Annotated in this window: 22 protein-coding genes and 1 tRNA gene; 9 read left to right on the top strand and 14 right to left on the bottom strand. The window is 73.1% G+C overall.

Features of this window, described 5'->3' with window-relative positions:
- Window positions 1-132 precede the first annotated feature (132 nt).
- Both ABZO31_RS11060 and ABZO31_RS11065 read left to right on the top strand, forming a co-directional pair.
- Window positions 133-2,910: an FtsX-like permease family protein gene (locus ABZO31_RS11060; RefSeq protein WP_406860960.1), complete on the top strand. Its 2,778-nt coding sequence runs from the start codon at window positions 133-135 to the stop codon at window positions 2,908-2,910.
- On the top strand, window positions 2,907-3,854 hold the full coding sequence (locus ABZO31_RS11065; protein WP_406860961.1) for an ABC transporter ATP-binding protein: 948 nt from the start codon (window positions 2,907-2,909) through the stop codon (window positions 3,852-3,854). Before ABZO31_RS11060 ends, ABZO31_RS11065 begins: the two co-directional genes overlap by 4 nt.
- Window positions 3,855-3,877: 23 nt before the next feature.
- Here the strand turns inward: ABZO31_RS11065 and ABZO31_RS11070 are convergent, their stop codons facing one another.
- The 7 genes from ABZO31_RS11070 to ABZO31_RS11100 all read right to left on the bottom strand — a co-directional run bounded on the left by ABZO31_RS11070 (window position 3,878) and on the right by ABZO31_RS11100 (window position 12,520).
- Window positions 3,878-4,552, bottom strand: a complete 675-nt coding sequence (locus ABZO31_RS11070) for a hypothetical protein (protein WP_406860962.1) — start codon at window positions 4,550-4,552, stop codon at window positions 3,878-3,880.
- Window positions 4,549-4,974, bottom strand: coding sequence for an acyl-CoA thioesterase (locus ABZO31_RS11075; protein ID WP_406860963.1), 426 nt, complete (start codon window positions 4,972-4,974; stop codon window positions 4,549-4,551). Before ABZO31_RS11075 ends, ABZO31_RS11070 begins: the two co-directional genes overlap by 4 nt.
- Window positions 4,975-4,981: 7 nt before the next feature.
- Window positions 4,982-6,646, bottom strand: coding sequence for an energy-dependent translational throttle protein EttA (gene ettA, locus ABZO31_RS11080; RefSeq protein WP_406860964.1), 1,665 nt, complete (start codon window positions 6,644-6,646; stop codon window positions 4,982-4,984).
- 277 nt (window positions 6,647-6,923) lie between these two features.
- Complete coding sequence (locus ABZO31_RS11085) at window positions 6,924-8,312, bottom strand: Cys-Gln thioester bond-forming surface protein (RefSeq protein WP_406860965.1); 1,389 nt, start codon at window positions 8,310-8,312, stop codon at window positions 6,924-6,926.
- A 210-nt stretch (window positions 8,313-8,522) separates the two neighbouring features.
- Window positions 8,523-9,002, bottom strand: a complete 480-nt coding sequence (locus ABZO31_RS11090; RefSeq protein ID WP_406860966.1) for a single-stranded DNA-binding protein — start codon at window positions 9,000-9,002, stop codon at window positions 8,523-8,525.
- A 141-nt stretch (window positions 9,003-9,143) separates the two neighbouring features.
- Window positions 9,144-10,925 (bottom strand): GTPase, encoded by a 1,782-nt coding sequence (locus tag ABZO31_RS11095; RefSeq protein ID WP_406860967.1) that lies wholly within the window; start codon window positions 10,923-10,925, stop codon window positions 9,144-9,146.
- A complete protein-coding gene (locus ABZO31_RS11100) occupies window positions 10,922-12,520 on the bottom strand; it encodes a dynamin family protein (RefSeq protein WP_406860968.1) in 1,599 nt (532 codons plus the stop codon). The genes ABZO31_RS11095 and ABZO31_RS11100 overlap by 4 nt, the downstream gene beginning before the upstream one ends.
- A 336-nt stretch (window positions 12,521-12,856) precedes the next feature.
- Here ABZO31_RS11100 and ABZO31_RS11105 point away from each other — a divergent pair.
- Window positions 12,857-12,929, top strand: a tRNA-Arg gene (locus ABZO31_RS11105).
- Between the two features lie 166 nt (window positions 12,930-13,095).
- Here the strand turns inward: ABZO31_RS11105 and ABZO31_RS11110 are convergent.
- The 3 genes from ABZO31_RS11110 to ABZO31_RS11120 all read right to left on the bottom strand — a co-directional run bounded on the left by ABZO31_RS11110 (window position 13,096) and on the right by ABZO31_RS11120 (window position 14,622).
- Window positions 13,096-13,239: an integrase gene (locus tag ABZO31_RS11110; RefSeq protein ID WP_406860969.1), complete on the bottom strand. Its 144-nt coding sequence runs from the start codon at window positions 13,237-13,239 to the stop codon at window positions 13,096-13,098.
- A gap of 52 nt (window positions 13,240-13,291) precedes the next feature.
- Window positions 13,292-14,101 (bottom strand): alpha/beta fold hydrolase, encoded by an 810-nt coding sequence (locus ABZO31_RS11115; RefSeq protein ID WP_406860970.1) that lies wholly within the window; start codon window positions 14,099-14,101, stop codon window positions 13,292-13,294.
- 98 nt (window positions 14,102-14,199) lie between these two features.
- Window positions 14,200-14,622 carry a MerR family transcriptional regulator gene (locus tag ABZO31_RS11120; RefSeq protein WP_406860971.1) on the bottom strand — a complete coding sequence of 141 codons (423 nt, stop codon included), beginning with the start codon at window positions 14,620-14,622 and terminating at the stop codon, window positions 14,200-14,202.
- 66 nt (window positions 14,623-14,688) lie between these two features.
- Between ABZO31_RS11120 and ABZO31_RS11125 the strand changes: the two genes are divergently transcribed.
- Window positions 14,689-15,552: an MBL fold metallo-hydrolase gene (locus ABZO31_RS11125; RefSeq protein ID WP_406860972.1), complete on the top strand. Its 864-nt coding sequence runs from the start codon at window positions 14,689-14,691 to the stop codon at window positions 15,550-15,552.
- A gap of 38 nt (window positions 15,553-15,590) precedes the next feature.
- On the opposite strand, the gene ABZO31_RS11130 is transcribed toward ABZO31_RS11125, so the two are convergent.
- Entirely contained in the window at window positions 15,591-16,718 is a 1,128-nt protein-coding gene (locus tag ABZO31_RS11130) for a hypothetical protein (RefSeq protein ID WP_406860973.1), read from the bottom strand.
- A gap of 207 nt (window positions 16,719-16,925) precedes the next feature.
- On the opposite strand from ABZO31_RS11130, the gene ABZO31_RS11135 reads away from it, so the two are divergent.
- The 3 genes from ABZO31_RS11135 to pucL all read left to right on the top strand — a co-directional run bounded on the left by ABZO31_RS11135 (window position 16,926) and on the right by pucL (window position 19,468).
- Complete coding sequence (locus ABZO31_RS11135; RefSeq protein ID WP_406860974.1) at window positions 16,926-17,180, top strand: hypothetical protein; 255 nt, start codon at window positions 16,926-16,928, stop codon at window positions 17,178-17,180.
- Window positions 17,181-17,521: 341 nt separating this feature from the next.
- Window positions 17,522-18,319, top strand: coding sequence for a thymidylate synthase (locus ABZO31_RS11140; RefSeq protein ID WP_406860976.1), 798 nt, complete (start codon window positions 17,522-17,524; stop codon window positions 18,317-18,319).
- A gap of 204 nt (window positions 18,320-18,523) precedes the next feature.
- Window positions 18,524-19,468 carry a factor-independent urate hydroxylase gene (pucL, locus tag ABZO31_RS11145; RefSeq protein ID WP_406860977.1) on the top strand — a complete coding sequence of 315 codons (945 nt, stop codon included), beginning with the start codon at window positions 18,524-18,526 and terminating at the stop codon, window positions 19,466-19,468.
- Between the two features lie 21 nt (window positions 19,469-19,489).
- On the opposite strand, the gene crcB (ABZO31_RS11150) is transcribed toward pucL, so the two are convergent.
- Genes crcB (ABZO31_RS11150) through ABZO31_RS11160 form a run of 3 tightly spaced genes read right to left on the bottom strand, consistent with a single transcriptional unit; the run spans window position 19,490 to window position 20,991 of the window.
- Window positions 19,490-19,840: a fluoride efflux transporter CrcB gene (gene crcB / locus ABZO31_RS11150; RefSeq protein ID WP_406860978.1), complete on the bottom strand. Its 351-nt coding sequence runs from the start codon at window positions 19,838-19,840 to the stop codon at window positions 19,490-19,492.
- Window positions 19,837-20,253, bottom strand: coding sequence for a fluoride efflux transporter CrcB (gene crcB / locus ABZO31_RS11155; protein ID WP_406860980.1), 417 nt, complete (start codon window positions 20,251-20,253; stop codon window positions 19,837-19,839). Before crcB (ABZO31_RS11155) ends, crcB (ABZO31_RS11150) begins: the two co-directional genes overlap by 4 nt.
- A gap of 9 nt (window positions 20,254-20,262) precedes the next feature.
- Entirely contained in the window at window positions 20,263-20,991 is a 729-nt protein-coding gene (locus ABZO31_RS11160) for a DsbA family oxidoreductase (protein WP_406860981.1), read from the bottom strand.
- 167 nt (window positions 20,992-21,158) lie between these two features.
- Here ABZO31_RS11160 and ABZO31_RS11165 point away from each other — a divergent pair, with 167 nt between their 5' ends.
- A complete protein-coding gene (locus tag ABZO31_RS11165) occupies window positions 21,159-22,247 on the top strand; it encodes an LLM class flavin-dependent oxidoreductase (RefSeq protein WP_406860983.1) in 1,089 nt (362 codons plus the stop codon).
- A 500-nt stretch (window positions 22,248-22,747) separates the two neighbouring features.
- On the top strand, window positions 22,748-23,938 hold the full coding sequence (locus ABZO31_RS11170; protein ID WP_406860985.1) for an IS701 family transposase: 1,191 nt from the start codon (window positions 22,748-22,750) through the stop codon (window positions 23,936-23,938).
- Window positions 23,939-23,963: the final 25 nt, after the last annotated feature.

Genomic DNA, 23,963 nt, shown 5'->3' on the forward strand with positions numbered 1-23,963 from the left:
GTGCACTGATCACGGAACCACCCGCGCCGCCGCTCGCCACGGCGACACCGCGGCCCGCGCCGGCCGAGCCCGGCGGCGCCCCCGCCCCGCCCGTCCCCCGACCCCGTCCGCGTCCCCTGGGAGGTGCCTGACATGGCTCGTACGCCTGGTGCCGTGGCGCCCTGGGTGCGGACGCGGTTGCGGGTGGCGCCGTGGGCGGCGTGTGCGGTGGGGGTGCTGGTCCTCGTCACCGCGCTGCTGGCCGCCGCGCTGCCCCGGGCCGTGGACGTCTACGAGACCGAGGGGCTGCGGCACGCGGTCGCGAGCGCCCCGGCCGCGAAGCGGGTCGTCGAGGTGCTCAACGAGGACCGGACGGACGCCGACGAGGTGACGCCCGAGCGGCTCGCCGAGGACTACGCCGCGCTGCTGCGCGAACTGCCGCCGCCCGTACGGACGCTGCCCGCCGACTCCGCGTACGGCGTGCGCACCTCGAAGCGCGTCGGCGCCCTGGACCGCTGGCTGCCCAAGCCCAGCAAGCTGCTCCCGCAGCTGACCCTGTCCACGCAGTCCGGCGTGCCGCGGCACAGCACCCTGCGCGCGGGCCGGTTCGCGGGCGGCGGCGCCGAGCCCGAGGCCGTCGTCACCGTCGCCACCGCGAAGGCCCTGCGCATCAAGCCGGGCGTCGTCATCCACGTACCCGGCGACGACGCCCGCCCCCTCGGCATCCGGATCACCGGGATCGTCGAGCCGGACGACCGGACCAGCGCGTACTGGGCGTTCGAGCCCACCCTGCACACCCCCGTGTACGCGTCCGTGCCGCGTGCCGACTCGCCCGAGTTCTACTGGGACGCCGCCCTGCTCCTCGCCCCCGAGGCGGCCGAGGCCGTGCAGCGGACCACCGCGGGCTCCGAGGTGTACTGGCGGCTGGCCCCGGCGAGCGCCCACCTCACCGGGCGGGACGCGTCCGCGCTGACCGACGTGCTCGCCTCGCTCGGCACCGGCCCCGACCTCGTCCGGCTGCGGGACCTGCTCGGCGAGGTCACCAGCGTGCGCACCGGCCTCGACGAACTCGTCGGCGGCCACGCGTGGATGCGCGACGCGATCTCCCCTGTCGTCGCGGTCGCCGCGTTCGGCATGGGCACGGTGGCGCTGGTCGTGCTCGCCATGACCGGCGGCCTGTTCACCGCCCGCCGCCACGCCGAACTCGCGCTGCTCCGCTCCCGCGGCGGCTCGCTGGCCGGCATCGGCGTCCGGCTGCTCGGCGAGACCGCGGTGATCGCCGTGCCGGCGGCTGGGCTCGGCCTGCTGGCCGCGGTGCTGGTCGTCGGCGACGCGTCCGCGCGCCTGCTGCCCGCCGCCCTCGCCGCCGCGGGCGTCGCGCTCGTCGCGACCCTCGCGCTGCCGCTCCGCGCGGTGTACGTGCACCGCACTCCGCGGCTGCACGGCGCGCGGGAGGACCTGACCGAGGCCCGGCCGTCCCGCCGCCGCGCCGTCGCCGAGCTGACGCTGCTCGTGCTCGCCGCCGGGGCGGTCGCCGCGCTGCGCCGGCGCGGTACCTCCGACGCCGGCGACCACCTGGTGAGCGCCGCCCCGGTGCTCGTCGCGCTGATCGCCGCGCTGGTGCTCGTACGGCTGTATCCGCTGCCGCTGCGCTGGGCGGCCCGCCCGGCGGCGCGGCTGCGCGGCGCGGTCGGGTACCTGTCGCTCGCGCGGGCGGGCCGCTCGTCCGCGAACAGCCCGCTGCCGCTGCTCGCGCTGCTGGTGGCGCTGACGACGGCCGCGTTCGGCGGCTCGGTGCTCGCGGGTGTCGCGGACGCCCGGGACCGGGCCGCGCTGCTCACGACCGGCGCGGACGCCCGGATCACCTCCCCCACCGGTACGGCGCCGCTGCCGGCCGGGCTCGACCGGGCGGTGCGCGGCTCGGCGGGCGTCGAGGACGCGCTGCCGGTGCACCTCGCGTACGGCGTGCCGCTGACGCCGGACGTGCGGACCGCGGAGAACGCCTCGGACGAGCGCCTCGACGACGGGGCGGGCCCGAAGTACGCCACGGTCCTCGGTGTGGACCCGGGCCCGTACGCGCGGCTGGCGCGGGAGACCGGCACCGGCGCGTTCGACGCCGGGCTGCTGCGGGCCCGCGACGGCGACCGGGTGGTGCCGGTGATCGCCTCGCCCGCGGTCGCGAAGCGGCTCGGCCGGGAGCCGTACGAGATCCCCTCGTACGCCGGGCAGTTCGAGGTGCGGGTGGTGGCGGTGCTCGACCGCACCCCCGCCGTCACCGAGACGGACTTCCTGCTGGTCGACCGGGCCGCCCTGCGCCCCCTCCCGCCGACCGCGCTGCTGGTCACGGCCGGGAGGAAGGGCCTCGACGGGCCGGCGCTGCGGGCGGTGGTGCAGGAGCGGGCGCAGAGCTTCTCGGTGCGGCTGCGGCAGGAGCAGCGCGACGTGTACGTGGACTCGCCGATGCAGACCGGCGCGGAGCGGGTCTACGCGACGGCGATCGGCGCGGGCGCGGGGTACGCGGGTCTTGCGGTGCTGCTGTCGCTGGTGCGCTCCGCGCCGGAGCGGACGATGCTGCTGGCCCGGCTGCGGACGATGGGCCTGACGCGGCGGCAGGGCCGGCGGCTGCTCGGCCTGGAGGCGCTGCCGCAGGCGCTGCTCGCGGCGGTGGGCGGGACGCTCGTCGGCTGGGCGACGGTCCTGCTGCTCGCGCCGGGCGTTGACCTGCTCCGGCTGGCGCTCGCGGCCGCGCCGGAGCTGACGACGATGGAGCGGGTGACCGTGGAGCACGCGGTGCTGCGCGCCGACGGCTGGTCGCTGGCGCTGCCCGCGCTCGGTGTGGTGCTGCTGACGGCCGGGACGGCGGGGCTGCAGGCGTGGTGGTCGTCGCGCAGCGGATCGATCAAGGAACTGAGGGCGGGAGACACGCGATGAGCGACACGACCCTGGCGGACCTGGAGCAGCGGGCGACGGCGCGGCGCGCCCGGCCCTCGTACGGGCACGACGCGCTGATCGCCTGCGACCGGCTGGTGCGCATCTTCACCACGGACGGCGTGGAGGTGCAGGCCCTGCAGGGCCTGGACCTGCTGGTACGGGAGGGCGAGCTGATGGCCCTGGTGGGGGCGTCCGGCTCGGGGAAGTCCACCCTCATGAACATCCTGGCGGGCCTGGACGTGCCGACGGCGGGCGCGGCGAAGGTGGCGGGCCGCGACCTGCTGTCGATGGACGCGAAGGCGCGGCTGCGGTACCGGCGGGAGGTGGTCGGCTTCGTCTGGCAGCAGACGGCGCGGAACCTCCTCCCGTACCTGACGGCGGCGCAGAACGTGGCGCTGCCGATGCAGTTGAGCGGGAAGAGGACGTCTCGCAGGGCGAAGACCGGGCGGGCGGAGGAACTCCTGGCCATGCTGGGCATCGCGGACTGCCGCGACCGCCGCCCGCACCAGCTGTCCGGCGGTCAGCAGCAGCGGGTCGCGATCGCGGTGGCGCTGGCGAACCATCCGGCGGTGCTGCTGGCGGACGAGCCGACGGGCGAGCTGGACTCGGCGACGGGCGAGCAGGTCTTCGCCGCGTTCCGCCGCGCCAACGAGGAACTCGGCACGACGATCGTCATCGTGACGCACGACCAGGCGGTGGCCACGGAGGTCCGCCGCACGGTGGCCATCCGCGACGGCCGCACGTCCTCGGAGGTCCTGCGCCGCACGGAGATCGACGCGGAGGGCCAGGAGTCCCTGGTCTCGAAGGAGTACGCCATGCTCGACCGCGCCGGCCGCCTCCAACTCCCCGCGGAGTACACGGAGGCCCTGAGCATGGAGCACCGAGTCCTGCTGGAACTGGAGGCCGACCACATCGGCGTCTGGCCGGACGGCCAGGAGAACTGAGGGGCGGGTCGGGGCGTACCCCGTCAGCCGCCCGCCACCGGCGTCACGGACAAAGAACCGCCCGGCACGGAACGCACCGCCACCGACCCGTACGGCGTCCGCAGCCGCAGCCACGGCCCGGCGGCCAGGACGGTCACCGGCATGTCGGCGGACGGCAGGAAGCCGAGGGCCTGGGCGGCGTGGACCGCCCGCAGCGGGAGGCCCGTGGTCGCGACCGTCCGCGACCAGATCTCCCGCCCGATCCGGTCCCGCTCCGCCCGTGTACGCCGTTCCTCCGGCAGCGCCTCGTCCCGCGCCCGGAACTCGGCCACCGCCGCGGCGACGGCGGCGCGCAGTTCGCCGGCGGGGGGCACGTCCTCGACGCCCCGCCAGCCGCCCCGCGGCGGCAGGACGCCGGCCCAGGGCGGCCCGGTGACGGCCGCGGGCACGACCGCCTTGCCCGCCGACTCCTCGACGCCTTCCAGGAGTTCACCGGCGGACACAGTCACGTCCAGGACGAGTTCGTCGTCGACGAGCCGCGCCGTACGGATCGCCAGCACCTCGAACGACGGCGGCCGCCCGAACACGGCCAGCGCCCCGCCGCCCGCCTGGAGGCGGACGGCGGCGGCCCGGTCGTACCGCAGCAGCCGCCGCAGGAAGCCGGCGAGATCCGCCGCCTCCCGGGCGTCGGCGAAGTGCAACGGAGCGAGCACGGTCATGCGGCGGACGTCATCCCGTCGTCCACGTACTCCTCCAGGAACGCCCGCTCCTCCGCGGAGATCCGGCGCGGACGCTGGGCCTCCAGGTCGAAGGGGACGATGACCGTCGAGGCGCGCACGTACGTGACGTCCGGGTCCTTGATCTCGTAGGCGATCGTCAGGGACGCCGCCGTTATCTTCGTCACCCACGACTCGATGGTGACCGGCGCGTGCCGGTGCACCAGCGGCCGCACGTAGTCGATCTCGTGGCGGGCCACGACGGACCCGCCGGAGAACGACGGCGACCCGTCCCCGGGTGCCAGGCGGAACATGAAGTCGATCCGCGCCTCCTCCAGGTACCGCAGGAAGACGACGTTGTTGACGTGCCCGAAGGCGTCCATGTCCGCCCAGCGCAGGGGGCAGGAGTAGATGTGCCGTGCCATGCGGCGATCAGCCCCGGGTCAGCTTCTTGTAGGTGGCGCGGTGCGGACGCGTGGCGTCCGGGCCGAGCCGCTCGACCTTGTTCTTCTCGTAGGACTCGAAGTTGCCCTCGAACCAGAACCACTTGGACTCGCCCTCGTACGCCAGGATGTGCGTGGCGACCCGGTCGAGGAACCAGCGGTCGTGGGAGACGACCACGGCGCAGCCGGGGAAGTCGAGGAGCGCGTTCTCGAGCGAGGACAGGGTCTCGACGTCGAGGTCGTTGGTCGGCTCGTCGAGGAGCAGCAGGTTGCCGCCCTGCTTGAGGGTGAGCGCGAGGTTGAGGCGGTTGCGCTCACCGCCGGAGAGCACACCGGCCGGCTTCTGCTGGTCCGGCCCCTTGAAGCCGAACGCGGAGACGTACGCCCGCGACGGCATCTCGACCTGGCCGACGTTGATGTAGTCCAGCTCGTCGGAGACGACGGCCCACAGCGTCTTCTTGGGGTCGATGTTGGAGCGGCCCTGGTCGACGTACGAGATCTTGACGGTGTCGCCGATCTTGATGTCGCCGGAGTCCGGGGTCTCCAGGCCCTGGATCATCTTGAACAGCGTGGTCTTGCCGGCGCCGTTCGGGCCGATGACGCCGACGATGCCGTTGCGCGGCAGGGTGAAGCTGAGGTCGTCGATGAGGACCTTCTCACCGAAGGCCTTGGAGAGGTTGTTGACCTCGACGACGACGGAGCCCAGGCGCGGGCCCGGCGGGATCTGGATCTCCTCGAAGTCCAGCTTCCGCATCTTGTCGGCCTCGGCGGCCATCTCCTCGTAGCGGGCGAGGCGGGCCTTGGACTTGGCCTGGCGCCCCTTGGCGTTCGACCGCACCCACTCGAGCTCTTCCTTGAGGCGCTTCTGGCGCTTCTCGTCCTTCTTGCCCTCGACCTTGAGGCGCTCGGACTTGCGCTGGAGGTACGTCGAGTAGTTGCCCTCGTACGGGATGGCGCGGCCGCGGTCGAGCTCGAGGATCCACTCGGCGACGTTGTCGAGGAAGTACCGGTCGTGGGTGATGGCCACGACGGTGCCCTTGTACTGGGCGAGGTGCTGCTCGAGCCAGTTCACCGACTCGGCGTCGAGGTGGTTGGTGGGCTCGTCGAGGAGCAGCAGGTCGGGGGCCTCGAGCAGCAGCTTGCAGAGCGCGACGCGGCGCTTCTCGCCACCGGAGAGGTTGACGACCTGCCAGTCGCCGGGCGGGCAGCCCAGCGCGTCCATGGCCTGCTCCAGCTGGGCGTCGAGGTCCCACGCGTTCGCGTGGTCCAGGTCGTCCTGGAGCTTGCCCATCTCCGCCATGAGCTCGTCCGTGTAGTTCGTGGCCATCTCCTCGGCGATGGCGTTGAACCGGTCGAGCTTGCCCTTGATCTCGGCGACGCCGTCCTCGACGTTCTCCAGGACGGTCTTGGACTCGTCCAGCTTCGGCTCCTGCATGAGGATGCCGACGGAGTACCCGGGGGCGAGGAACGCGTCACCGTTGGACGGCTGCTCCAGGCCGGCCATGATCTTCAGCACGGTGGACTTACCGGCGCCGTTCGGGCCGACCACACCGATCTTCGCACCCGGCAGGAAGCTCAGCGTCACGTCATCGAGGATGACCTTGTCGCCGTGCGCCTTGCGCGTCTTGCGCATCGTGTAGATGTACTCAGCCAAGAGAAACCGTCCGGCAAAGAGTGAGTGGGCAGATACACCCCATCTTGCCTGACGTCCACCCCGCGATGGAAACCAGATCCGGCGTGCCCTTGTCAGCCGAGGGCACGGGCAGGGGGCGGGAGCGGGCCGCTACGTGGCGTCGCCATGTCTCTGCGGTGCGTGGTCGCAGACGCGGAGGCCGGTCCGGGCCCTGTGCAGCGCATGCGGAACGGCCCCGGTGCGCGGGGCGCTCCGGGGCCGTTCTTCGCTCAGGGGTGCTGAGCGTCAACGCTGGGCTCTACTCGCCGGCGGGCTTCTTCTTGCGGAGGAAGAAGACCGCGCCGCCGCCGACCAGGACGAGCGCCGCGGCGATGCCGGCGATCATCGGGGTGGCGTTGGAGCTGCCGGTCTCGGCCAGGTCGCCGTCACCGCCGCCGGTGCCGCCGCCCGCGGTGGCCGCGGAGGGCTGGGGCGAGGGCTGCTCGGTCGGGGTGCCCGGGGTGGCCGTCTTGCAGTCGAGGACGCCCTTGAAGGTCTTCTCGAAGCCGTTCGGGCCGGTGATGGTGAACTCGTAGGCCTGGTCCTCGGCGACCGGGATGGTCACGGTCTCGGACTTGCCCGGCTTGATCGTGACCTTCTGGCCCTTGAGCTCGAAGGTGAAGTCCTCGTCGCCCTCGTTGGACGCGGTGATGTCCACGCCGCCCTTGGCGCAGTTCTTCTCCGCCGAGAGCGCCGGGATCGCGCCCTTCTTGGCCCAGGTCGCGGTCGCCTTGGCGGTGACCGTGGAGGTGCTGGTGCCGGCCAGGATCAGGGTCTGGCTCTTGGTCTCGCTGACGAACGCGCGGCCGATCGGGACCGTGGTGTCCGCCTGGACGTTCAGCGTGGTGGAGCCGTCGGCGGTGCCCGCCGGGACGTCGAAGAAGATCTTCGTGCCGTCGGCGGCGGAGTCGAGGACCTTGCCGTCCTTGTCGACGATCTTCACGCCGGCCGGCGCACCGGGCGCGAGGCTGAGCGCGGCCTTGGCGGCGTTGGTCTTGACGGTGATCGGGCCGAGCTTCGAGCCCGGGTTACCGGCGACGGACGGCGGGTCGAGGGTCAGGGACGCGCCCGGCTCCTCGAGGTTCTTCGCCTCCTTCTCCAGGTACTCGGTGAGCTTCTGGGCGTCGGCGTCCTTCGGGGTGGCCTCGACCTTGTCCGAGAAGTGCCAGATCGCGGCCTGGGTGCCGGCGGCGGCGGTGTCCTCGGTGAGCTTCGAGGCGCCGACCTTCTTCGCCAGCGCGGTCAGATCGTTGACCTGCGGGAAGGAGTTCTGCAGGATCCAGCGGATCTTGCCGGCGTCCGCGTTGTTGTGCAGCGACGACTGGTCCCAGCCGACCTCCTTGTACTCCGTGCCCTTACGGGCCGGGGTGCGCAGGTCGATGCAGTACGTCTGGATGGCACCGCCCGGCGTGACGGCCATCTCGAAGAGGCCGGCCTCGGCGCTCCACTTCTTGCCGTCCGTCTCCTCGATGGTGACGGTGTCGTGGATCGCGAGCTTGCCGAGCGTGGCGCTCGCGCCACCGGAGTTCTGCGCACCCTCGTCGGCCGCCGCCGGTCCCGCAACGGCTATCGCACCCGCAGCGACGAGGCCCGAGACCACGGTCGCGGCGGCAAGGCGGGCAACGCCACGCCTCCGAACAGAAAACATTGGATTCCCCTTCAGGCGATGCTGCTCCGCGTCGTTGGTCGGTACGCGTGGGGCGAGCGCTTCGCCGGCAGACTCAAGTTCCGCATGAGTACGCGGGAATCCTAGGGACGCGACCGGCCCTGATCCCCCGTCATGCCATCACATAACCATTTCGAATCGTAATCGTTATCACCGCAGCTCGCACTGTCGACAAATCAGCACAACTGCAGCTCAGAACACGGGCGTCGGCTGCTCTACGGAGGGTGTTCCGGGCGTCACGGACCCCTCCATTCCACTTTGCGACTGCGATTGCAGTGGGGGCTCGTGCGAAGCCGGCTCCGGCACCGCCACGGGCCGCACCGCCCGTCTGAACGCCGCGGTGCCGCGCGCCAGATCGTGCCCCGCCGCCACCGCGTCCACGTCCACGAACGTCTTCCGCCGCCCGTCCCGCTCCTCCTCACGGACCCTCAACCGCCCGTGCACCACCAGCGGATCGCCCACCGTCACCGACGCCGCCAGGTTCGCGCCCAGCGAGCGCCACGCGGACACCGTGTAGAAGCTGGTGCTCCCGTCCGCCCAGGCCGACTGCTCGCGCACCCACCGCCGCGCGGTCACCGCGAAGCGGAACCGCGCCACCCCGCCCGACGGCGTCTCGCGGTACTCCACCCCCGTCGCCACGTTCCCGACCAGCGTCACCGTCGTCTCGTTCACGGCCCTGCCCCCGTCCGTCGTCCCGTTCCCCGCACGCCCGCCACCCCACGAGTCCCTTGCCCGTGGGATGACTTCATGATGGAGCGCCCGGCCGATCCGTGCTCGCGCCTGTGGACAGGGGCCGCGCTGTGGACAAGTCCGTCACCGGTGCGAGTGAACCGGCACCGTCGACACCCGTACGTACTGCTCCCGGACCTCCCGGTACCGCATCAGTTCGGCCGCCACCGGGTCGAGCACCCGGGCCCGGCCGCAGGCCGCCGCGGCCTCCCGCAGACCGCGCTCGGCCTCCTCCCCGTAGCGCCGCGCCGGGCCCTTCGCGGCCGCCGCGCACGCCCATTCCACGAGCGGGCCGCCGACGATGCCGCCGAGCATCACCAACACCGGCGGCAGCAGCCCCGGTTCGAGGACCCCGATGATCTGGCCCACCAGCCACAGCGCGCCGAAGATCTGCAGCAGCGTCATCGACGCCTGGACGAGCACGGCCGCCGGCCACCACGCGGGCCTCGGCGGCCGCCCCGCCGGTTCGCCCGCCTCGACGGCGAGGGCGTCGAGGGCCTCCGGCAGCCCCTCCGCCCCGCGGTCGGCCGCCTCGCGCACCGCCTGCGCCCAGGGCACCGGCAGACCGCGGGACGCCTCGTCGGCGACGATCCGCACCGCCTGCTCGACCCGCTGCCGCGCGGTCGGCTCCTCCTCCACCGGCGACTGCAGGCGCGGGTCCGTGCCGCTCCCGTGGTCGCGGGTCCGCTCGTACCAGCGCCACAGCCGCAGCCAGGGCGTGCCGCAGGCCCGGTTGGCGTTGCGCCGCCAGGCGCGTTCGGCGGCCTCGCCGGCCGCGGTGGCCCCGACCGCCACGGCGAGCCGGGCGGCGAAGTCCTCCCGGGAGCGCTCGCCGAGACCGGGCCGGCCGTCGGCCACGTACACCGGGCGCAGCCGCCGTGCCGCAGCGTCGACGTCGGCGGCGAGCCGTCGGGCGGGCGCGGAGCGCTCCTGCACGAACCGGCCGAGGAGGTCGCGCAGTTCGCCGACGCCCTCGCCGGTCAGCGCGGACAGGGCGAGCACGGTCGCGCCCGGCTCGCCGTGCTCGCCGAGGGCCACGCCGTCGTCGTCGAGCAGCCGGCGCAGATCGTCCAGGACGAGGTCGGCGGCCTCGGTGGAGAGCCGGTCGACCTGGTTGAGGACGACGAAGGTGACCTCGGCGTGGCCCGCGAGCGGCCGCAGGTAGCGCTCGTGCAGCGCGGCGTCGGCGTACTTCTCCGGGTCGACGACCCAGATCACCGCGTCGACCAGGGAGAGCACCCGGTCGACCTGGTCGCGGTGGGCGGTGACGGCGGAGTCGTGGTCGGGCAGGTCGATCAGGACCAGGCCCTGCAGATCGGCGTCGGCGGCCCCGCCGGCGAGCGGACGGCGGCGCAGCCGGCCGGGCACGGCGAGCCGGTCGAGCAGTCCGGCGGCGCCCTCGGACCAGCTGAGCGCGATCGGTGCGGAGGTGGTCGGCCGGCGCAGCCCGGTCTCCGAGACCGGCACCCCGGCCAGCGCGTTGAACAGCGTCGACTTGCCGCTGCCGGTGGCCCCGGCGATGGCGACGACGGTGTGCCGGGCCGACAGCCGCTGCCGGGCGGTGGCCTCGTCGATCACCCGCCCCGCCTCGGCGAGGGTCTCCGCCTCCAGGCGGGCCCGGGACAGCCCGACGAGCTCGTGCAGGGCGTCCAGGCGGACCCGCAGACTGCCCCCGTACGCGCCTCCGACGGGCAGGCCCGGATCACGGCGCTCACCGTCCTCGGGCGCGTCGACGGCGGGGTCACCGGCGCCCACGTCGCCCCCGGCCTCGACGGCGTCCTGCGCGGGGTCCTGCGGCGCGGCCCGGCCGGCCACCCGCCGTGCGATCAGCCCGTCGTCCCAGCGGTCGTCCACCGAACTGCTCACCGGCTCCCCTTCTCCTTCTTCAGTACGGACAGGGCGGCGATCAGCGCGGCCTGCGGTTCCGGCGTCACGTCCAGGGCGTCGAGCGGGGCGAGGCGGCGGTCCCGTTCGGTGTGCAGGACCCGGTCGAGGTACGCGGCGACCAGCTCACCGCCCCGGTCGCGCAGCCGCAGCGCGCCCTGGGCGCCGAGGAGTTCGGCGAGCCGGTCGCCGGCGGCACGGGTGCGGCGGCCGCCGAGGAGGGCCGCGGCGAGCAGCGCGGCGACGGTCTCGGCGTCGGGGGCGGCGGAGCGTTCGACGCCGCCCAGCTCCTCCTCTGCGAGCTCCTCCAGCTCGCGCCGCCAGCGCCGTACGGCGATGCCGATGCGCTCGCCGGACTCGCGGTCGGGCATCCCGTGGACGCCGATCGCCCCCGCCGCGGGCTCGCGCCGCCAGGCGTCCCGTACGCGCTCGTCGGCGGCGGCCACGGCGCACTGGAGCAGCGAGCCGAGGGACTCGGCGAGGGCGTCGAGCAGCTCGGTGGCGGAGCTGTCCCGGGGGTAGCCGCGCCAGCGGGTGCGGGCGTCGCCGGCCAGCACGGCGCCACGGGCGAGGCGGTCGCGGACCCGCTCGGCCTGGTCGTCGTACGCGGCCTCCACGGCGCCGCCGAGGCGGACGGCGGCGGCGTACTGGGCGGCGACGGCGCCGGCGAGCTCGGGCATCCGGGTGTCGAGGGAGTCGATCACGCCGGCGGCGGTGCGGCCGGCCGCCTGCTGGCGGGCGGCGGGGTCCTGGGCGCAGTGCGCGAGCCAGGCGCGCAGCGGGGCGACGGCGGTGTCGGGGAGCAGTCCGCTGCCGCCGCCGGCGGACTCGGGCAGCTCGGGGACGGTGAACCGGGGCACGTCGCCGAGCCCGGCCTTGATCAGCAGCGCCTCGTACTGCCGGGAGACCTCGCCGATGACCTGGTGCGGGACGCGGTCGAGGACGGTGACGAGGCTGGCGTCGTACTCCTTCGCGGTGCGCAGCAGGTGCCAGGGGACGGCGTCGGCGTAGCGGGAGGCGGTGGTGACCATGACCCAGATGTCGGCGGCGCAGATCAACTCGGCGGCCAGGACGCGGTTCTCGACGACGAGGGAGTCGATGTCGGGGGCGTCGAGCAGGGCGAGGCCGCGGGGCAGGGAGGAGGCGGTCTCGACGCGCAGGACGCTCCCGTCGGAGGCGGTGTGGTCGGGCCGTTCCTCCTCGTGCTGCGGCAGCCAGACCCGCGTGAGCTGCGGCAGGACACGCATCCCGGCGAACCAGTGGTGGTCGTCGGGGTGGCAGACGAGGACGGGGGTGCGGGTGGTGGGCCGCAGCACCCCGGCCTCGCTGACGGCCCGCCCCACAAGGGAGTTGACGAGCGTGGACTTGCCGGCGCCGGTGGATCCGCCGACAACGGCGAGAAGAGGGGCGTCGGGATCTTTCAGCCGGGGCACCAGATAGTCGTCGAGCTGTGCGAGAAGCTCGGCCCGGGTCTGGCGGGCCCGTGGCGCACCGGGAAGGGGGAGGGGCAGACGCAGCGCGGCGACTCGGTCGCGCAGGGCGGAGAGTGCGTCGATGAGCTGAGGCCGTTCTTCCATGGTCACCACATGCGAAGAATGCCCAATTTTGGAGTCTTTTTGAAGCGTATAACGCTCCTGCGCGCCGATACCACGGGTGTGCGAACGGCACGCACGGACAGAAGGAACGGAAGGGGCGAGGCGGCCTCAGGCATAACGAGTGCACAACACCCGAGCCGGGACGCGCAAAAAGCGCTGCGTGAATCGCACCTGCCTGCGATTATCGTTCCGCTTCACCGAACCTCCACATCGTGGCACGCAGGTGAAGCATGCGGGCCAAGGCGATCCGAGCCCTATCCTTGACCCGTCACGGCCACGGGAGTCCCCCAGGACCCCCCAGCCACCCGGCCACCACCGGCCCCCGTAGCTCAGCGGATAGAGCAGGTGCCTTCTAAGCACTTGGCCGCAGGTTCGAGTCCTGCCGGGGGCGCAAGATCAGGACCCTCCTTCGGGAGGGTCCTTTTTGCTGGTCGGAGCGGTTCCCGGCGAACGGGGCAGGGCCGCACGCGCTCCTCGGCGAGCAGGAAGCGCGTCCGGCGGTGTCCGGCTGATTCCGGGTTTCCGCGGGTGGCTGCGGTGAATACGCGGGGAAATTCTCAGGCCCGGCCGGCGGCCGGGTCCGGGCGCTCCCCCGCCCCCTCGATCCGCTGCTTCAGGTCGTCGAGCTGGCCGTCGATGCACTGGGCGTACGTGGCGAGGAGTACGGGGACGCTGATACCCGCCCACTCGGCCACCGTCACGGCCGGTGGGTGGTGACTCTGTGGCCCGCACCTCACCAGGTGGCGATCGGTGTCAACGGCCTGCCGCCGCGAAGGCCAGCAGCAACTCGCTGGTCGTCTCCGGCGCTTCGAACATGGGGAGGTGTCCGACGTCGGGCAGTTGCTCGACGCGCGCGTTCGGCACCGTGTCGTAGTGGTGTGCCGCAGCCGGATCCCAGCGGCGGTCGGCAGCGCCGAAGATCACCAGGACCGGGACGTCGAGGGCGGCGAGGCGCTCGGGAAGGCTCCGCTCGACGATGTACGCCGTGTTGCGGCGCAGCACCGTCCTGAACGTGCGATAGCCGATGCCCCGGACCTCGGCGACCAGGTCGTCCGGGACGTCCACCGGGCGGTTGCACACCGCGGTCACCCCCCTGCGGAGCATCGCGTCCGAACGGATCGGCCAGAGGAGCGGGCCCAGGGGCGGGGCAATCAACATCCGAAGGAGGACGGGCTGCGGAAGGAGCGCGTCGGGACTCGGGCCGCTGCTGATCAGCGCGAGCGAGCCAACCAGGTCAGGGCGCTGTTCGGCTAGCGCGGTGGTGATGTATCCACCGCTGGAGTGCCCGACCGCGGTGACCGGACGAAGGCCGAGCTCGTCGAGCACCGCTGCCAAGCGGCCCGCCTGATCAGGCACGTCGTACGACGGCGCGGGCGAGGACTGGCCGTGGCCCGGGAGGTCGACTCGGACGACGTGATACCGGTCGGCGAGTGCCGGCACCACCGGGCTCCAGGAGCCGCCCGAGAATCCCGATCCGTGGATGAGCACCAGCGGCGGCGCCTGCCGCGGGCCGTGGTGGATCACATGCATCCCGTGCACGTGCGTGACGTCGTCATGTCCCATGTACGGGACGATCCCTGAGCTGCCCGCTGTCAGTCTTGTACAAATGTCGTCGCGAGGCTGACGCTCACCGGACACCTTGCCCCTGCGAGAGCGGGGCCTCAGGGCGTGACGGCTCGGCTTGCTCCCGCTGCCACGTTGCCGATCGCGCGCTGGAAGTCCGGGCAGGCGACGATCGGTTCGTGGGTGCAGACGGCCGCGTGGCGCAGGCTGTCCCGGAGTCGCGTCAGGCGGGCGATCTGTTCGTCCAGGTCCTCGGCCCGGGTGGTCATCCGGTCCCGCAGGTCCCCGTCGGACGGGCGGGCCGCCAGGAAGCGGCCGATCTCGGCGACCGGCAGGCCGGCGCTGCGCGCGCAGGTGATGAGACCGAGGCGCTCCAGGACCTCCGGGCGGTAGGTGCGGCGCAGGCCGTTGCGGCCCTCGGGGGCGATCAGCCCCTTCTTCTCGTAGAAGCGCAGCGCTGAGGGCGCGAGGCCGGAGCGGCGGGCGACCTCGCCGATGTCGAGGAGCGGTTCGTCGGGCACGGCGTCCTCCGTGTGAGAGCGTGCGGCCTTGACTTGAAGCGCGGTTCAGGTCGCAGCCTAGTCGGCATGAAGATCCATCACCTCAACTGCGGCTCGGTCCGCACGATCGACGCCACCTACGACGGTCCCGCCCCCGCGCCCGCCGTCAACCACTGCCTGCTCGTGGAGACCGACCGCGACGGTCTGGTCCTGGTCGAGACCGGTCTCGGACTCGGCGACGTCCGCGACCCCGAGGGCACGCTCGGCGCCGACTGGGTCGAGATGGCCGCGCCGGTGCTCGACGAGGAGGAGACGGCGGTCCGGCAGGTCGCCCGGCTCGGCCTCGACCCCTCCGACGTGCGCCACATCCTGGTGACCCACCTGGACGTGGACCACTGCGGCGGCCTTCCCGACTTCCCCGGCGCCCGGGTCCACGTACTGGCCGACGAGCTCGCCGCCGCCCGCGCCGAGACCCCGAGCCGGCGCTACCGCCCGGCCCACTGGGCCCACGAGCCCCACTGGGTCACGTACGACACCGACGGCCCCGCCCGCCCGGAGACCGCCGAGGACTGGTTCGGCTTCGCCGCGCTCCGGCCGCGCGGGCTGCCGCCGGAGTTCCGGCTCGTCCCGCTCGGCGGTCACACCGCCGGCCACACCGGGGTCGCCGTGCACCGGGGCGACCGCTGGCTGCTCCACTGCGGCGACGCGTACTACTACCACCGTGAGATGGGACCGACCAAGGAACCCCACCCGCTGCTGGACGTCGTCCAGACCGACTCCGAGGTGCACCGCGACCTGCGGCTCGGCACCCAGGCCCGGCTGCGCGAGCTGGTCCGCGAGCACGCGGACGAGATCGAGGTCTTCTCGGCGCACGACCCCTGGGAGTTCGCCCGTCTCGCCCGACCGCGGGCCCTCGGGATCGGGCCCTGGGCCGCGCCTGACGCTGGGTGAAGCGGGGCCTGTGGCTTGTCGGTTGTGCCTCGTGGGGGTCAGAGGCGCATCGAGGTGGTGCCCTTGGGGTTGGCCTGGGCCTTGGTGCGCTTGGCGGCGCGGCCGCGGGCGCGGTCGAAGGCGGCGATCGGGTCGGGGGAGTCGTCCCACGGGGACGCCCCGCACCAGGGGCCGATCAGGCGGAACTGCTCCAGGGCGTCCTTGTGGCGACCCGCCTCGACGAGGTAGTGCGCCAGCATGTGCCGGAGCCGGGGCAGTTCCTCGCGGTCCGGGGCGACCTGGTCGAGCGAGCGGGCCACCCGCACGAGCCGCCGGGTGCCCAGCTGGGCCCGCATGCGTCCCGCGCCGCTGCTCCGCTCGTCCAGCTCCTCCAGCGCGTGGAGGTACATTCCGGAGAGCGGGCTGCCGTCGGGCGCGGAGCGGACGGCGCGTACGGCGAAGCGCATCATCAGCCGCTCCGAGCCGTGCCACTTCGCGCACCAGAACTGCAGCGCCTGCCAGTGGGCGGCGTAGTGGTGCGGAGCGCGTGCGGTCAGCTCCGCCCACATGGCGCGGAACTCCCTGCGGGAGCACGACACCGCACGCGCCACGGTGATCATCACGACGAGCGGGCCGGGGTTGCGGGCGTCGAGCGCCGATGCCTCGCGCGCGGCCTGCATCGCGGCCGGGAGCATCTGCCGGAACTGCTGCATCCGGTCGGCCGGGACCTGGTGGGCGTACCCGGAGCCCCGGATCTGCCAGGCCCGGTGCACCATCAGGCCGGCGTCCAGGGTGGCGGCGTCGCAGTTGCCCGGCTGCTCGGCCCGCCAGGCGCGCAGCCAGCCCTCGTCCTCGGTCGCGAGGTGCTGCAGGAACTCGGTACGGGACCACCGGGCGTCCCAGTCGTCGCCGGCGTCCGCGACGTACGAGGCGGCCGGCCGCCAGTCGCCGTCCCAGGCCGCGTCGGCGACGGCCTGCATCTGCTGGAGCCGGTGCGCCGGCGGCGGAGGCCCCGCCCGCCCGGCGTCGAGGGCGGCGCGCGGCACCAGTCCGTACGCGGCGGGCACGAAACTGTCGCGCACCCACCGGTCCACGCCGCGGCGTTCGGCGGACGGCGGCCGGAGCATGACCTTGCGGATGAGCGTGCCTATGAGGAACGCGACGGCGACGGGGATGAGGAACGACACGCGCGTGATCATCACGGATAGCCGTGCCGGCAGGCAACAGGGTTCTTCTCGCCGCTCGGGGGCGGCGCCGCGGTGCGGCTATCCGGGTCACGTCCGGACGTCTCCCGGGCCGGATGCGCGCCGTGGGGGTAGGTCGTTTCGCGCAAGGGCGGCTTGGGATGCGTGAGGAGAGTGGCTGTGTACGCGGTGATTCGGCGATACGAAGGGGTGACCGATTCCGCCGAGGCGGGGCGGCGGGTCGGCGAGGGGTTCGTTCCGCTGCTTCGGCAGGTGCCGGGGTTCGTGGCCTACTACTGGGTCGACGCGGGGGACGGGGTGATGGTCTCCACCAGCGTCTTCGAGGACCGGGCCGGGGCCGACGAGTCGGTCAGGAAGGCGGCGGACTTCGTGCGGGACAACCTCGCGTCGCTGCTCCCCCAGGCTCCTCAGATCACGGCCGGGGAGGTCGTGGCCGCCGGGTAGCGCGGGAGCAGTGCCTCGCACGATCCGGTGCGCGAGCGGGACGGGTTCGTCTGATGTGGGCCGTGGCGCGCCGGACGTCGACGGCACGTCGGCGGCGGCGTTCGAGCACCGCCGCCGCACGGCGGAGGTGCTGGACCTGGCCGCTCCGCCGGGACGGTCTGCGCGGAGCCGGCGTTCCGGTTCCTGCTCTGCGCGGGCAGCACGTACTCCGTGTCGCCGACCCCGGCGACGTACGAGCACCTCGAACGCCTCGCCGCGGCCTTCGGTCACGGGCCGCACGTGGTCGGCGCGGTCGCGTGCCTCGTCGGCTGACACCGGCGGACGGCCTAGACTCGTCCGCCATGGTGGACACCCAGTACGAAGACCTGCTCCAGCTCGTGCTCACGGCCGGGACGGCCAAGGCCGACCGGACGGGCACCGGGACGCGGAGTGTCTTCGGGCACCAGCTCCGCTACGACCTCTCCCGCGGTTTTCCGCTGGTCACCACCAAGAAGGTGCACCTCAAGTCGGTCGTGGCGGAGCTGCTGTGGTTCCTGAGCGGGGACTCGAACGTCGGCCGGCTCCGCGAGCAGGGGGTGACCATCTGGGACGAGTGGGCCGACGAGAACGGCGACCTCGGTCCGGTGTACGGGGTGCAGTGGCGCTCCTGGCCCACCCCCGACGGGCGGCACGTCGACCAGATCGCCCAGGTGCTCGACACGCTGCGGCACGACCCGGACTCCCGCCGGATGATCGTCTCCGCGTGGAACGTGGGCGAGCTGGACCGGATGGCGCTCGCGCCCTGTCACGCGCTGTTCCAGTTCCATGTCGCGGACGGCCGGCTCTCCTGCCAGCTGTACCAGCGCAGCGCGGACCTGTTCCTCGGCGTTCCGTTCAACATCGCGAGCTACGCCCTGCTCACGCACATGGTGGCGCAGCAGACCGGCCTCGAGCCGGGCGACTTCATCTGGACCGGCGGCGACTGCCACATCTACGACAACCACCTCCGGCAGGTGACGGAGCAGCTCTCCCGCACCCCGTACGCGTTCCCCGAGCTGCGGCTGCACAAGGCCGACTCGCTCTTCGCGTACACCCTCGCCGACGTGGAGGTGCCGGACTACCGGCACCACCCGGCCATCAAGGCACCCGTGGCGGTGTGACACCGCCCCCCGCCGCACCCCCATTGCCACCGGCCGGAATGCGACTTATCTTCGAGCGGACACCTACGGACCGGGATGCTCGTCAGTCCCGGGGCGGCCCCGCTTCTGCCGGGGCCGGACGGCGGGGAGCGACCCTCGATCGTGAGGGCGCTGGACGCCGGGCGTACGGGATCTCCGTATCCACGTACCCGCAGGAGCAGGCACATGAGCAAGCACGTCCTCGCGCAGAACCAGTACGGCAAGGCCGAGAACCGCATCGTCAAGGTCACCCGCAAGGGCTCTGCGGGCACCTCCCGGACGGAGTCTGGGGGAGGTTCCTGGCACGAGATCCGCGACCTGAACGTGTCGGTGGCGCTGCGCGGCGAGTTCCGCGACGTCCATCTGACCGGTGACAACGGCAACTGTCTGCCGACCGACACCACCAAGAACACCGTGTACGCCTTCGCCAAGGAGCACGACGTCACGTCGCCGGAGGCGTTCGGCATCCTGCTGGCGAAGCACTTCGTGAACTCCCAGGCGGTGATCCACGAGGCGCAGATCCGCGTCGAGGAGTTCGCCTGGGAGCGGATCCCGGTACCGACCCGCAAGGAGCAGCACTCCTTCGTGCGCAGCGGCCAGGAGGTCCGTACCGCGCAGATCACCTACGGCGGAAGCACCGGCCTGCAGGTCATCTCGGGTCTGAAGGACCTGACGGTGATGAACTCGACCAACTCCGAGTTCCACGGCTACATCAAGGACAGGTACACGACGCTCAAGGAGGCGTACGACCGCATCCTGGCGACCAAGGTCACCGCCCGCTGGGCGCACTCCGCCTCGGCCGGCGACGACGCGGCGCACGACTGGGACCGCTCGTACACGAAGGTCCGCACGCACATGCTGGAGGCCTTCGCGGAGACCTACAGCTACTCGCTGCAGCAGACGCTGCACGCGATGGCGGACCGGGTCCTGGACAACGTCGCGAGCGTCAACGAGGTGCGGCTGAACCTGCCGAACAAGCACCACTTCCTCGTCGACCTGGAGCCCTTCGGGCTGAAGAACGACAACGAGGTGTACTTCGCCGCCGACCGGCCGTACGGCCTGATCGAGGGCACCATCCACCGCGACGGGGTGCGTCCGGTCATCTCGACGAGCGACTGGATCGTCGCCTGAGCCTGACCGGCTGCTGAGGGTTCACAGTCCGGCCGCCGCGACGCCGAGCCACACGGCGACGAGTCCGGCGGCCAGGCTGCCGAGCACGTTGAGCGCCGCCTGCAGCCCCGCCCCGCTCTCGTACAGCTTCAGCGTCTCGTACGAGAACGTGGAGTACGTGGTGAGGGCGCCGCACAGCCCGGCGCCGAGCAGCAGCTGGGCGTGCGCGGAGCTGACGCCGGTCAGCAGGCCGAGCACGAACGAGCCGGCGACGTTGACGGTGAACGTGCCCCACGGGAAGGCCATGTCGTGCCGGGACTGCACCGCCCGGTCGACGAGATAGCGCAGCGGCGCGCCGACCGCTCCGCCGGCCAGGACGAGCAGCCAGTTCACGCGGTCCGTCCCTTTCCGGCCAGGGCCAGCCGGGCCGTGGCCGTGCCCGCCCAGACCGCGGCGAGCGCGGCGACCGGTGTGGCCGCCAGGTACGCGAGGAGGCGCAGGGTCTCCCCCGCCTCCATCAGCCGCTGCACGTCGAGGGCGAACGTCGAGAACGTGGTGAAGCCGCCCAGCACGCCGGTGCCGAGGAAGGGCCGGACCAGCGGATGCGGCACCGCCGCGGTCTCCGTGACCAGCACCATGAGGACGCCGATGACCGCGCAGCCCAGGACGTTCACCCCGAAGATCGTCCAGGGGAACGCCCCGGAAGGTGTCGGCCAGACCACGGTGGCGGCGTAGCGGGCCGCCGCGCCGAGCGCTCCGCCGGCGGCGACGGCACCGACCACCGGCAGCTGGGCGCGTACGTGCATGCGCCCAGGCTAGTCGGCGAGCGAGTCCAGGAGTGCGACGGCCCAGCCGGGGTCGTAGGCGTCGAGGCGCGGGAAGCCTCCGTCGTACAGGTCGCCGGTGAAGACGTACGTGGGGCCCGGGTTGTGGGCCGTGTAGCCGCCGGGCGCGAGGAAGTGCGGGCTGCCCTGGACGTCCGGGCCCTGCGCCTCGTGCCACTGCTCGTACACCTCGCGCCGCCCGGCACCGCGGGCGAGCGCGGCCTCCAGCGCGGCGGCGTCGACGTCGGGGCAGTCCGCGGCGAGGTCGAGGATCACGGAGTGCACGGCGATGCAGCGGTGCTCGGTGTAGAAGGCGCGGCGCAGCGCCGCGTCGAGCTGGTCGGAGCCGCGCAGCCCGCCGATCTCGGGGGCCTTGGCGGCCTGGACCGCCTCGATCGCGGGCAGCACGGTGGACGGGTACTCCCAGGCGGGGGCGTTCCACAGCCGCCAGCCGAGTTCGGGGAAGTGCGCGCCGAGCATGACCACCTCGGCGTCCACGATGTGCTTGGGCGTGGGCTGCCGGTTGAACAGCTCCAGCGGGAAGGCGCGGTGGTCGATCAGCAGGTCCTGCCCGCGTGCGGCGGCGGTGGTGCGCAGGGTGTGGAGGGCGAGCGAGGCCCAGGGGCAGCCGAGGTCGGACCAGGCGACGACGACGGGGGCGACCGGGGTGGGGGCGACCGGGTCGGGGGCGGGGGTGGTTTCACGTGTCGCGGGTGTCATGGGGGCGAGGGTGAGTGCCGATCCGTGCCCCGTCCAGCGCCGGCGGCACAGTTCGTCACCATGGCGCGAGCTTTCCGGATAAGTTTCCGTTTAGCCCCGCGGTCGTGCACCATGGAAGGGCGCGCACGGTCGTGCGGGCACCATCCTGGGGCGGGACGGAGTCAGCAGTGCAGTTCGGGATCTTCACCGTCGGGGACAGGACCACCGACCCGACGAACGGCAGCACGCCGGACGAGCACCGGCGCATCAAGGCGATGGTCGAGATCGCCGTCAGGGCGGAGGAGGCGGGCTTCGACGTCTTCGCGACCGGCGAGCACCACAACCCGCCGTTCGTGCCGTCCTCCCCGACCACGCTGCTCGGCCACATCGCGGCGCGGACCGAGCGGCTGATCCTCTCCACGTCCACGACGCTGATCACCACCAACGACCCGGTGAAGATCGCCGAGGACTACGCCTTCCTGCAGCATCTCGCGGACGGCCGGGTCGACCTGATGATGGGCCGCGGCAACACCGGCCCGGTGTACCCGTGGTTCGGGCAGGACATCCGGCAGGGCATCCCGCTCGCCGTGGAGAACTACGCGCTGCTGCACCGGCTGTGGCGCGAGGACGTGGTCGACTGGGAGGGGCGGTTCCGTACGGCGCTGCAGGGCTTCACCGCCACGCCGCGCCCGCTCGACGGGGTGCCGCCGTTCGTCTGGCACGGCTCCATCCGCTCGCCGGAGATCGCCGAGCAGGCCGCGTACTACGGCGACGGCTTCTTCGCCAACCACATCTTCTGGCCGAAGCAGCACACGGCCCGGATGGTGGACCTGTACCGCCGCCGGTTCGCGCACTACGGGCACGGCACGCCCGAGCAGGCGATCGTCGGGCTCGGCGGGCACGTGTTCGTACGCCGCAACTCGCAGGACGCGATACGGGAGTTCCGGCCGTACTTCGACAACGCGCCGGTCTACGGCGGCGGGCCGTCGCTGGAGACGTACATGCGCGAGACGCCGATGACCGTAGGCTCGCCGCAGCAGATCATCGACCGGACCCTGTCCTTCCGCGAGTACGTGGGCGACTACCAGCGGCAGTTGTTCCTGGTGGACTCGGGCGGCCTGCCGCAGAGGACGGTCCTGGAGCAGCTGGACCTGCTCGGCGAGGAGGTGCTGCCGGTGCTGCGCAAGGAGTTCGCGGCGCTGCGGCCTGCGGGTGTGCCGGACGGGCCGACGCACGCGGCGCGGGTCGCGGAGCAGAAGGCTCCCCAAGCGCCCTGAGCCGCGCGGAGACAGCAGGGGCGGCGCCCGGCCTGGGGCATTAACCGGGGCCGTCCCCTTGCTGCCTCGTGAAGCGATCGTGCGACCGGCGCGGGCACCGGTCAAAGCCGGCGGGCGGAATCTGTCACATGCCACCGGCCACTGTCACACCGCAGGGGCGGCGGTGTGGTCGGACCACACCCGCCGGTGCTCCGAGCACCGGTGCGGGCACCACCGGCGGGAAACGGAACCGCTTTGTCCGCGGCGTCCTGCGGCCCGTGGTGGTCCGGCCACCATCGGGCCGCGAAGACGGGTGCCGGGTCCACCTCGTGCCGCGGGCCCGGAGACGGGACGGTGGAGGGGCAGCTTGAGGGAGCTGCCCAACCCCTGGCAGGAGAGTCGTGAGTGTCGTGAGCACCCCCGTCGCAATCTCGAGGACGACCGTTCCGCACCCGCTCGGGCCCCGTTCCGGAGGGACGTCCGCCCCCCGGCGCGCCACCCGATCCGAGTCCCCCCGCACCGTGCCGGCCGGCGCCGCGCCCGGCTTCGGCGACACGGTGACCGACGAGGTCTTCGGCGAACTGTGTACGGCGCTCTTCACCGCGTTCCCGCGACGGGACCAGCGGCTGAAGGCCGAGCAGTACTTACGGGGCCTGCTGACCGCGCAGGGACGCAAGTCGATCCGGAACATCGCCGCGCAGTTCGGCGGTCCGGCCGCGGAGCAGAGCCTGCACCACTTCATCTCCAGCTCCACCTGGGACTGGCGGCCGATGCGCGCCTCGCTCGCCGGGTTCCTGGAGCGCAGCAGCTGCCCGCAGGCGTGGGTGGTGCGCTCGATGCCGATCCCGAAGGCTGGGGAGCACTCGGTGGGCGTGGACCGCAGCTTCGACCCGGAGCGCGGCCAGGTCTTCCGGGGGCAGCAGGCGTTCGGCGTGTGGTTCGCCGCGGAGGATCTGAGCGTGCCGGTCAACTGGCGGCTGTTCCTGCCGGACCCGTGGGTGAAGGACCGTACCCGGCGCGACCGGGCGGAGGTCCCGGCGGGCGCGGGCGAGGAGACCCTGGAGGAGTGCGGGGTGGCCGCGGCGCTGGAGGTCGCCCGCTGGAAGGACGTCACCCGCAAGCCGGTGCTGCTCGACATCCGCGGTGGCGCGGGGCGCGGGGCGCTGACCCGGCTCGCGACGGCCGGGCTGCCGGTGATCGCCCGGATCGGTGCGACGTGCCGGCTGATGGTCGCGGACCGGGCGCTGCCGGGCTTCGGGGCGGGACCGCTGCCCGCGCAGCAGATCCTGGAGTCGCTCAAGGCGCTGCGCCGGCCGGTGAGCTGGCTGGACATCGCCTGCGGCAGCCGCACCTCGCGGACCTCGCTGGCCACCGCGGTGCGGGTGGCGATGCCGGGCGCGGTCGGCGAACGGCCGCGGGCGATGCTGCTGGTGGGCGAGTGGGACGATCCGCGCCGGGCGCTGGCCCGGATCTGGCTGACCGACCTGACCGGGCTCCCGGTCGGCCAGGTGCTGCGGCTCACCAAGCTGACCCGGCGCGTCGAGCGGGACTTCACGCACGTCGGCGAGGGCGCGGGCCTGCGGGACTTCGTCGGCCGCTCCTTCCGCGGCTGGAACCGCCACATCACCCTGGCCTCCGCCGCCCACGCGGTCACCGTCCTCGCCGGCGACAACGGCGAGGCGTACCGCCCCGCCGTCCGCCGCACCGGCTGAGGTCCGCGCCGCCCGTCCCGGCCTC

It is taken from the genome of Streptomyces solicamelliae (assembly GCF_045348655.1).
Taxonomy (GTDB): domain Bacteria; phylum Actinomycetota; class Actinomycetes; order Streptomycetales; family Streptomycetaceae; genus Streptomyces; species Streptomyces solicamelliae.

Coding starts and splice junctions, on each gene's coding strand:
- ABZO31_RS11060 (WP_406860960.1), top strand. CDS start 133: ATGGCTCGTACGCCTGGTGCCGTGGCGCCCTGGGTGCGGACGCGGTTG.
- ABZO31_RS11140 (WP_406860976.1), top strand. CDS start 17,522: ATGGTGGACACCCAGTACGAAGACCTGCTCCAGCTCGTGCTCACGGCC.
- ABZO31_RS11070 (WP_406860962.1), bottom strand. CDS start 4,552: ATGACCGTGCTCGCTCCGTTGCACTTCGCCGACGCCCGGGAGGCGGCG.
- ABZO31_RS11075 (WP_406860963.1), bottom strand. CDS start 4,974: ATGGCACGGCACATCTACTCCTGCCCCCTGCGCTGGGCGGACATGGAC.
- ABZO31_RS11100 (WP_406860968.1), bottom strand. CDS start 12,520: ATGGAAGAACGGCCTCAGCTCATCGACGCACTCTCCGCCCTGCGCGAC.
- ABZO31_RS11065 (WP_406860961.1), top strand. CDS start 2,907: ATGAGCGACACGACCCTGGCGGACCTGGAGCAGCGGGCGACGGCGCGG.
- ABZO31_RS11160 (WP_406860981.1), bottom strand. CDS start 20,991: ATGACACCCGCGACACGTGAAACCACCCCCGCCCCCGACCCGGTCGCC.
- crcB (WP_406860980.1), bottom strand. CDS start 20,253: ATGCACGTACGCGCCCAGCTGCCGGTGGTCGGTGCCGTCGCCGCCGGC.
- pucL (WP_406860977.1), top strand. CDS start 18,524: ATGAGCAAGCACGTCCTCGCGCAGAACCAGTACGGCAAGGCCGAGAAC.
- ABZO31_RS11085 (WP_406860965.1), bottom strand. CDS start 8,312: ATGTTTTCTGTTCGGAGGCGTGGCGTTGCCCGCCTTGCCGCCGCGACC.
- ABZO31_RS11125 (WP_406860972.1), top strand. CDS start 14,689: ATGAAGATCCATCACCTCAACTGCGGCTCGGTCCGCACGATCGACGCC.
- ABZO31_RS11115 (WP_406860970.1), bottom strand. CDS start 14,101: ATGGGACATGACGACGTCACGCACGTGCACGGGATGCATGTGATCCAC.